This window comes from Halobacteriovorax sp. DA5, from assembly GCF_002903145.1.
Taxonomy (GTDB): domain Bacteria; phylum Bdellovibrionota; class Bacteriovoracia; order Bacteriovoracales; family Bacteriovoracaceae; genus Halobacteriovorax_A.
Genome location: NZ_PPDJ01000009.1, coordinates 305,997 through 316,024 on the forward strand (window position 1 = coordinate 305,997; position 10,028 = coordinate 316,024).

Annotated in this window: 5 protein-coding genes; 1 reads left to right on the top strand and 4 read right to left on the bottom strand. The window is 38.9% G+C overall.

All coding sequences use genetic code 11. From position 1 onward, the window contains the following. Nucleotide 1: 1 nt before the first annotated feature. Nucleotides 2-247, bottom strand: coding sequence for a hypothetical protein (locus C0Z22_RS14015; RefSeq protein WP_021265840.1), 246 nt, complete (start codon nucleotides 245-247; stop codon nucleotides 2-4). 145 nt (nucleotides 248-392) lie between these two features. Further along, nucleotides 393-1,757, bottom strand: coding sequence for a hypothetical protein (locus C0Z22_RS14020; RefSeq protein WP_103218991.1), 1,365 nt, complete (start codon nucleotides 1,755-1,757; stop codon nucleotides 393-395). Between the two features lie 144 nt (nucleotides 1,758-1,901). Between C0Z22_RS14020 and C0Z22_RS14025 the strand changes: the two genes are divergently transcribed. Next, nucleotides 1,902-2,645: an acyl-[acyl-carrier-protein] thioesterase gene (locus C0Z22_RS14025; RefSeq protein ID WP_103219001.1), complete on the top strand. Its 744-nt coding sequence runs from the start codon at nucleotides 1,902-1,904 to the stop codon at nucleotides 2,643-2,645. Between the two features lies 1 nt (nucleotide 2,646). Here the strand turns inward: C0Z22_RS14025 and C0Z22_RS14030 are convergent, their stop codons facing one another. Then, nucleotides 2,647-6,219: a fibrinogen-like YCDxxxxGGGW domain-containing protein gene (locus C0Z22_RS14030; RefSeq protein ID WP_103218992.1), complete on the bottom strand. Its 3,573-nt coding sequence runs from the start codon at nucleotides 6,217-6,219 to the stop codon at nucleotides 2,647-2,649. Then, the coding region (locus tag C0Z22_RS14035; RefSeq protein WP_146037911.1) for a tail fiber domain-containing protein at nucleotides 6,216-10,028 on the bottom strand (3,813 nt) is incomplete at its 5' end. The genes C0Z22_RS14030 and C0Z22_RS14035, both read right to left, overlap by 4 nt.

Genomic DNA, 10,028 nt, shown 5'->3' on the forward strand with positions numbered 1-10,028 from the left:
CTTACCAAAGTACAGTAATGCCTTTGATAATATCTTCTTCGTGCAGCTCGTTAACATCTGAAAACAATAGCTTAAAGTCTGAAGAGTTCTTTGCATGGACTTTATCAAAGTATTTTGTTGGTAAGAATGACTTTTTACAACTCTGACATTTTTGAACTTCAGTTGCGGTATCGTGCACATGGCCACAAACATGACATTTCTTGATAATTCTTTTCTTCGCAACTTCCATATTTATTTCTTTCATCATTCTAACCTTAATTCCTTTAGATTTAGTACCTACCTCTTCGAAACATAGATGAATAAGTTTAGAAAAATCGGCAATAATTACCGAAAAAAACAAAAGGCCGAGTGTTAAACTCGGCCTTCAGTATCAAATTAAAGGGGGGAGGGTATTAAAAAAGCTTTATATTAGCGCTATTAGTAGCGTCTAGAGCAGTCGTAAAATTATTTAAGATAGGAGAGCTGCTTGCAGTATTGATTCCCATATTAAAGTTTTGATTTGGAATACTGCTTCCCCAATTATATCCACTTTTAGAGTAGTCAAAGTTTTGTACTTGAATCGATTGTTCTGGAGTGTAGTAATTACCCCAAGGCATCGATTCACTTACTCTTAGCATTGGTGCATTTGCTCCATAGTAATCATTATAACTATAGTTCCAGTTGTTTAGTCGATTAAGATCTTGCATCATAAAAGACTGTTCTCTAAAGTCGCGTACCATACTTGAGAAACTATCTTGTCTCTGGTTAAGCGCATCGTATGTTCCAAAGTAAGAGTTAACTTGTGGCTGCGTAAATTGAGATGTAAGCATGCTTACAAATTGTTGCATGGCCATGGCCTCTTGTTGTTGCTGGCGCTGGTACTCTGCTTGCTCTTTCATTTCTCTGATATATTCGATAAGAGCTAGCTCTGCTTCTGAAAACTTATCGTCTTTATCTTCTTTATCTTCTTTGTCTTCTTTTTTATCTTTCTTCTTTGCTTTTAGCTTATCTTTATCAATTTCTTTGCTATCTGCTTCAGCGATAACTTCTTTTTCTTCTTCTGAATCTTTTGAATCATTTTTATACTCTTCAAGCTCTGCTGTGATTTTAGCAAGTTCATCTTGAAGTTTTTTAATTTCATCAGTATCAACTTTTGATTTTGCATTTTCTAATTCGCAAACTAGGATCGCATTTTCTTTTTTAAGCTCTTCATTTTCAACTTCTAGAGATGAAAGCTTCTCGCTAATTTCTTGCAGCTTTTCTCTTGTTTCATCAAATTTTGAAATGGCTTCTTTTGCTGTTTCTAACTCTGAAGTTCTCTGCTCAATTAGTTCTTCAAGTGCCTTAATTTTTTCTTGGCGAATATTATCATCAACTGGATCTGATGATTGTACATTGGCAAGTTTAGATTTAAGATCTGTGATTTCCTCACTACTTTTAGCAAGTTCTTCTGTTAGTGTATTAGACTTACCTTGAAGTTCTTCATATCTCTTTGAAAGATCCTTAAAATCTTTTACTAGTTTTTCATCGACGTCTTTAATTTCGATTTTGACGATATTCTCTACTTTTCCAAATAGCTTTGCTGTATCGAACCAAAGATCAAAGATTCCTTTTTGGTGGACTTGATAAGATGTTACAGAAATTTGCTTCTCACCTGCGATCTCGCGGTAGTGGCCACTATGGTATGAGTTGTCTGAAACTAACATTTCATTTTGCACATAAGTGCTCGATAGAAATAATGCACTCATAATAAATAGCTTTTTGTAACAAGCTTTCATAAATTCCTCCCAAGAATTTGATTCAATTTATTAGATGCAACTGCTATGCCAAAATAAAGGTCAAAAACCATGCAAAAATGCCATGGATACTGTTCATATTTTAGACACTGGCCAAAACCAATGCGCTTTTGCTTTAATAGCTCTATGAAAAATCCAATCTATCAAAAGACTTATCAGGTCAGTATCAATAATGTGAATATTAACAAGCGTCTTGGGCTCTTTGGAATGTTAGGCTATCTTCAAGATATTGCGACTGTTCACGGCGAAGAGGCAGGCTTTGGTATCGAAGATATGATTAAGGATCAATCCTTTTGGGTACTGGTTAGACAAAAGCTTCGCATGGAGAGATTTCCTCATTGGAATGAGGTTATTGAGATTAAAACGTGGTCTCGAGCACCAGAGGGGATGTATGCCTTTCGCGAATTTGAGATCTTCCTTAATGGTGAGAAGATTGGGGACTGTTCAACGGTATGGATGATTTTAGATGGTGTGACAAGAAAGGTTAAAAAGCCTGACTTTCCAATGGAGAGAATTAATCCTCGTACAGATTATCATCTTGATTATATTGCTCATAAAGTTGAGGTGAGGGATAACTTTGAAAAAGTTAATACCATTACAGTACGAAATAGTGATCTTGATTTAAATATGCACGTTAATAATACAAAGTATTCACAGTGGATTCTTGATTCGATTCCGATTGAACTTCATAAAACGGCAAAGCTTAATGAATTTGAAATTAACTTCATGGCCGAAACTCACTTAGGGGATGAGATCGATATCTATCGAGCTCGAAATGATGAAGGGGAGTTAAATCACGATATCGTCTATAAAGGAGTTAGGCTCTCTGATGGTAAGACTTGTTTCTTGGCAAATCTCTTAGCTGATTAGATTAGCGTAGGTAGAACTCAAAGCTACAAGCACCTTTTCCTGAGTAGCAGACTTCTGTTCCATAAGCTGGCACGACACCCTCATTACCACCATTGATGGTAATATTATAAGCATCTGAAGAATTATAATTATCATTAGCATTTTGACCTGAACAACCTTCTGTACGGCTTGTGTGGCGTAGGTTTCCTGTACAGTCAACATAGTCGTAATCCCAAGTTCCATTGCCATTTTCAATTATTGGAGCACCTGCATTGTATGAAGGAGAGATGAACATCGCATCTGTCGTCCCATTGGCACGAGAGAAGTATTCCGGATTAATCGATGCTCTGGTATTCGGGAGAGTTCTCTCTATTAAGAGATTATCGGCGATAGTACTTACCATGATCGAGTTATCAAGATCAGTAACACCACTTGAGCGGACAACTAAAGTCCAGCCTCCACCATCTGTTGTCATATCACAATAGACTGTACGTAGGGCATTTTGACCAGGATAGAAGTTGATCGTGTAATTTCCAGAAGGAGCATTTGGATTTTCTTCAAGGATTTGCTTACAAGAAGATTTATAATTTCCATAAGAATTTGATTCACGAATCATAAACCAACCATTACCTGCACCAACAGCTGTCGCGGGGTCAGTGGCCCAAGATTTAGATGTGCTATACCAATAGGCACCGTTAAAGTATCCATCTCCACTATTTTCACCACCACCGTGGATTTTTCCGGACCAACAAGCAGCATACCAAAAAGGTGTATTTGAATAAAGGGTTGCACAGTTACTAGCATGAGCATCATTGTCTTGATCAAATGTTGTCCATTGTTGACCATCAAATGTTGTCGACATCGATGCTATTACACTACCTGTTAATTGAGTATAGGATTCAATATTTAAACGGTAGTTATCCGCTGGATTAAAATTCTTTACTGTCATCATTGCCTGTTGGGAAATAGGCTGGTTGAAATCATATGACCAAGAGTAGAGTAGTTGGAAATCTCCATTACCTGCAATATTATCCCAATGAGAGAGACCGACGAAGTAGTTTAAGTAGTCTAGGTAGTCGTTAGTGTTATTCGAAGCGATTCCAGTCGTTGATAATAGACTACATTTTCCTGTTGTATCACTTACGCTTCCTGCTACGGCAGAGCATCTAGGCAGAGTTGAAATTGAATCAGCATATGTAATTCCAGTTGTTGGCTTATTCGTTCCACCACGAGTATTTCCCCATACAAGCGTCCAGCCTCCGCCATGAGTTGTCATATCACAAACTGTTGGGAAGGCAGGATTTGAACCTCGTGGCCCATCTGGATCGATTAAGTAAACCCCTGTACCACTTGAATAGCCACGGTCAAGAAACTCTCTACATGACTTCATTGATGGAAGAGAGCGTACCCAAACGCGAGTTTCTTGGTATTGTTTTAATGTTAGACCAAGGCCTGATTCAACTTCTGTACTATCGTAAGCATTTGTACAGTAATTATTATCGACCGAAGTACAAGTTGTGATTTCAGCTCTGGCCATCGAGTCTCTTGGTGTACATCTCCTTCCATAACCACCACCGATAAAAATTCGATCAGTGTTGGTAGGGTCAACATTTACGCAAGAATAGAAAACACGCCAGAAATTTCCATAGCCGTGTAAAAAGTAGTTTCCAACAAGTCTTACGTTTTCATTACCATCCATGTCAGCAAAATTTACTTGTGGCGTGCTTGCGTCCGAAAGGGCAACCACCTGTTGATAATATTGAGGAATCGTCTTGTCTAAGTAAGCCGTCTCCCAAGTATTGTCAGTGATGCTAAAGCCGGTGTTAACACCTTCAACGCGCATTTGATTAAAAGCAATTGAATTTGATCTTGAGTAAACTTCTGCTGAAGTCTCTCCTCGTGCAGCGTGAGTCGGGTAGCCATGCCATACTTTTGTCCAGCCACCGCCTTCTGTCGTCATATCACAGTCAACTGTAACGGCCGTTCCTTCTGGATAAATCGTATAAGAACCGTTTCCACGTGACTTACCACTTAAGAGAATATCCATACAGTTCTTTGGTTGGTCGTATTTCTCTCTTAAAAAGTAACGTGCTTTGACAGTTGCCTGTCCTGTGTTGAAACCACCAACGCCACGAACACGGTTAAGGTCATCACTACCATTTGTATGATAAATATAGTGTCGTGGTTGATCGTGTACGTCAGATGTTCCTGTTTGAGTGTATGCAGGAAGACAGTCTCCCCAACCAAATCCAACTCCGGCCCAATTTGTTTGCCTGTCTAAATAGTAATTTGTTCCATTGCTATTTCTAAAACGAAATTGTGAGCCACCTGTCATAATGTCACAATCTCCTGGTGTCGTCCTACTTGGTCCTGCTTTAATATCAACAACAAGATTAAAGTCCTCTGGGTTGAAGAACTCAACTGTTGAGTAGTCAGTTGCTCCCCAGTTACCGATATCACGGGCCATCATTTGGGTTGCCGAGAAATCATAGAAATTATGCATACCAATTGTATTCATATCCGCATAATTTGTACTATTGATATTAATGCCAGCAAATTCGTTTTTCATCGTGTTGTATGACTTCTTTGTCGTCATTGTCGGGTCAGCTGCGTTGGCATAGAAAAGAGTCCAGCCTCCATTATCAATATCCATTTCACAGTAAACTTGAGTCGCTGTTACTTGATCTGGATAGATCGTATAAACTCCTGAACCTTTGGATTCACCAAGTTCCACAAGATGCTGACATGACATTGGTCTCATTCCTTCATCATGAAGATAGAGTTCTGCTAATTGCGTTCCCACATCATTATTATGATCTGAAGGAATTCCCGTTTTATAAGCAGCATCTGAACCAATGGCGAAGTACCAATTTGAGTGGTTAACGGAACCATCAATAAGAGATTGATCACCATTAGAGTAACTGAAATTATTATTTCCAAGCTCAAGGCCTCCCCATCTTTGACTATTCATTTCAATATCAATTCCTCGATAGCCACGAACAGGAGTGTCGTAAATTGGATTTGTAAATTGTGACCAAATATTTTTCTTACCTTCATTTGGGTAGTTAATCCAAAAAGTGAAGCGATTAAGATTTTCAAATTCATCAATATACTGAACGATGGAGTAGAGGTTACCAGTCGGTGCTGCTTGATTATAGAGTAGGGCGGAGTTAGTAGTAGGGAAGTACCCACCGGCGACATCATGTTTATAGATTCTCGTCCAGCCACCGCCATTATTATCCATATCACAATAAACACTTAAGGCAGCAAGAGGGCCTGCTCCGTCGATATCAATGGCGTAAAGTCCACTTGGATATGTTCCTGTTTTATTTAATGTCGAGCATGAAACCTGGCAGTCGCGAACGACAATATCAGATGGTGCATTAGCATAGAAATTCATCCACTCTGGATTAGTTTTCGTTGCAACAAAATGTGCATTTGTTGTTGATGTATTCCATACTTTCTTACAAGTATTATGGGCCACAATAGTTTTAAGTTCATTGCTTGCTAGTTTAAAACCAGTATCAACTGTATTGATCGCAAGAACAACTTGCGAGAAGAGTAGAGTAAATAGAAAACCTATTTGAATTTTCATTTCTTATTTGCTTTTTGTAACTCTTTAATTGCTTTGCGCATCTTTTGCATATCTGCTTTAAGTTGCTCGTTCTCTTCTTTAAGTGAAGCAATCTCTCTTTTTACTTCTTCATCATTATTAAAGAGCTTATCAATTTTATTCGAAATTGATTTTACTGCTTCTACTAAAAGGGCCGTGATATTACCGTATTGAACAGATTTATAGCCATCTTGTCCTGTCTTTACTAATTCTGGTTGAACTTTTTCAACTTCCTGAGCGATAAAACCTACAGTCTTTTCTTTTGGAAAATTTCTTTCTGGATATTCATCCGTTTTCCAATCAAAAGTTACACCACGTAGAGAGTTTACCTTGTGAAGTGGATCAATAATCGTTTCAACGTTTTCTTTGAATCTTTCATCTGATGTATAAAGGTAAGCCGCTGCAAGAACGTTTCCTGCTACATGGAGTTTTTCTGTCGCAGCAGAAATCCCGATACCAACATTACCATTATTACGACGAATACTAATCGAATTTACATCATTCAAGATATTTGAGTCTGCAGTTTCATGAACTCCAATATGAAGATAATCTGGGCCTGTTCCATCATAGTGGATAAATCCACCTTGGAAGGTTCCATTCGCTTCAGTAAAGCGAATTCGTCCACCTTCAAATTGATTAATTGCATCTCCTGAAAGAGTTATATTTGGACCAGTAATTGCATCATCATTTCCTCTAATCGTGAGCTTAGAGGTTGGACTTGTATCTCCAATTCCGACATTTCCTGTAGGGGTAATTGTCATATGCGTATTCTTATAAGAGGCATCATCATTTCTTTGACCAAGATATAGGAAGCCATCATTATTATTGAAAGACCAGATCTTGTTATCGACTCCACCTGAACGATCCTCTAGGTAAATATAAGAATTAAGAGCTCCACTTACATGAAGTAGATTTTGTGGTGTAGTCGTTCCTATTCCCACGTTACCAGAGTTATAATAGATATTACTCCCTGTTGTTGTCCACTGAGATTGATTAACTCCACCAATTTGAGTTGTTACATAACTTTTCATCGCACTAACTGAAGGAGCTTGTACTGTTTGAGTTCCAGCTGTTGAGTTAACAACAGCAGCGGTTTGAGCACGCCCATTTGTAAAATATAAATTTGTTGCACCTTCCGCAAGGTCATCAGTGTCTGCTAATCCTGTAATTGCAGTATAGTTGGCATTGATTTGTGCTTGTAATTTCCCATAAGCATCGAGAACTGTATCTGTTGCTACTAAAGCTGAGTTTGCACCAACAGAGTATCCTGTTAGAGGTGTACTAAGGACAGTAGATCCATCGATAACTGAAGAAGGAACACGGCCACTCGCATCGAGTCTTAAAAGTTGATTGGCGCCATTTGAAGTATTAACAGCTATATTCACATCATCAGTATTCGCCGTTAGAGTAAGATCACTAGAAGCTGTTAAGCCTTTGAATACCAAATCAGTTCCAGTCTTTGTCTTATAAAGAGAAGTTCCACCGGCACTAGAAGCTGTGTTTTGTTCTCCACTTGCTGCAACAACTGTCGATAAACAGCCTGCACCATCTATACAGATATCATTTCCAGTCGTTACGTTCATCCCACCATCAACAGTTAGTTTTTGCGTAGGTGTAATATTTCCAATGGCAACATTTCCACCAGAAGACTGAAGGTAAACATCGACATCACCAGCATTAGGACCTGATGCTAAAGTTCTAAGATAGGTATGTGTTGCACCACCTTCATAGATTAGACGGAAATTCATATCTTGAAAGTCAGGTTCACCATTATCTTCAATTAGATCAAAGAAAGATGCGGTATCTCCAACAGTTAGAGAAAAGGCTTCTACTGTAGCACCTGCTCTTGAAATATAGAATGGTTGAGTACCAGATGCTGTTGCAAAGTTTGCACCACCATTTACAGTAAGCTTGTGGCCTGGAGATGCAACACCAATCCCAACATTACCAGAAAAGTAGTTATAATCTTCTCCATCGACATAAACCCCATAGTGGGTACCATTAGTTCCTGGAGTTAAATCAAGATTAATTCCATAAACAACACCACCTGAAAATGTTGTTCCTCCAACCCCGTGAAAGAGATTGAAGCCATTACTACTGACAGGTGCGCTTGAAGATTTAATACCAGACCTTAAAGGCGTTACACTACCAGAATAAGAACCACTAACATGTAACATGCTATCTGGTGATGTTGTTCCAACTCCAATGTTTCCAGTATTGTAGTAAATATCACTACCACTTGTTGTCCATTGAGTTGCACGATTATCAACATATGATTTAATCGCAGCTACTGAAGGTGCCTGATCTGTCTCGCTGCCTACTGTCGAATTAACAACTGCAGCAGCCTTTGCTCTAGCATCAGTGTGATAGAGGTTTGTTGAACCTTCTCCAATATCATCTGTATCATATGCCGAAATAGCAGCAAGAGAAGATGCATGCGAGTTAAGTTGACCTTGAACTTTTTGAAAAGCTTGAATAACAGTATCTGTTGCTAATACACTTGACGCTGCACCAGTTGTAAAACCCGTTAATGCAACATCAATTGCAGGATTATAATTAATAATTGAATCCGCTAATTTATCACCTGCTCCAACTTGTGCAATTTTTCCATTTGTTGTTCCCACGTCAACTGCAAGAGTTCCAGAAGAAGTAATTGTTCCACCTGTAAGTCCAGTACCACCAGTCACTGCAGTTACTGTTCCAGCATTTCCAGTAGGCCATGCTGCTCGACAATCAGCTGCGATACAAAGCTCAGTTGCTTTAACTTTACCAGCAACATCAAGTTTTTCAGTTGGTGTATCGATTCCAATACCAACATTTCCAGATTCCGTAATTCTCATGGCCTCTGAGTTTAGTGGCTTGAAAATAATATGTGCTTCATCAGCATCATTGGCCATTGTTCTAAACTTTAGACCTTGATAGTCATACATCATTTGAAAGTAATCGGTTGAACTATCCCATGAACGATCCATTCTAAAAGAGCTCGCCCATGTATCATCAACTTCTTTAATGTGAAGTTGCGATGTTGGTGCGTTGATATTGATACCAACTTTTCCTGTCGAATAATAAATATCGCTTCCGCTAGTTGTCCACTGAGATGACGTGATAGCACTAGTTTGGGCCGTTACATAATTTTTCACTGAATTAACTGAAGGAGCAGTATCCGTTTGTGTTCCTGCCATCGAGTTAATAACTTTTGCATCGGCCATCGCTTGCGACGTCGTATCAACGTAGCCTTTTACTGCAAGTTCACTTGGAACTTGTGTTGCCGAATCTAGAGTTCCTGAGTTATCAAGATCACTTGCTGGAATTTGCGCAACGTTGGCAACATTACTAAGCCCGACATAAGTTTTATCAATTGTTGGTGCATTAATCTTTGACCAACTAATAGCTGCACTCGTGTTGATATCAGCATCAACGATTAAATTGTCTTGAATATCATTTGCCGTTGTTGAAGGAGGTGTTGTATTACCACTCTTCACTCGTCCCTGAGCATCTACAACAACAGAATAGTAAGTTGTATTATCAGTCACAAGACTTGGTAAACCTATCACTCCCGCATTATTCACAAGAGTCGAGTCAACAGCAACAGCTGCTGTTTGATCCACACACTCAAGTTCATTTGATGCGTTTACTGAAACCACTTGTCCAGGAGAGCAAGTAGCTGCGACAACTAAGTTATCCGCAAAAGCTGCGTGATTGGCGTAAACTGAAATTGGATTCGCTAGGATATTTTGATAATCATATGCGACTGGACTTCCAATATCAGTCACATCTGTCACACGAATTAC

Excerpts from the sequence above, each read along its gene's own strand:
- C0Z22_RS14015 (WP_021265840.1), bottom strand. The coding sequence starts at position 247 with ATGATGAAAGAAATAAATATGGAAGTTGCGAAGAAAAGAATTATCAAG.
- C0Z22_RS14020 (WP_103218991.1), bottom strand. The coding sequence starts at position 1,757 with ATGAAAGCTTGTTACAAAAAGCTATTTATTATGAGTGCATTATTTCTA.
- C0Z22_RS14025 (WP_103219001.1), top strand. The coding sequence starts at position 1,902 with ATGAAAAATCCAATCTATCAAAAGACTTATCAGGTCAGTATCAATAAT.
- C0Z22_RS14030 (WP_103218992.1), bottom strand. The coding sequence starts at position 6,219 with ATGAAAATTCAAATAGGTTTTCTATTTACTCTACTCTTCTCGCAAGTT.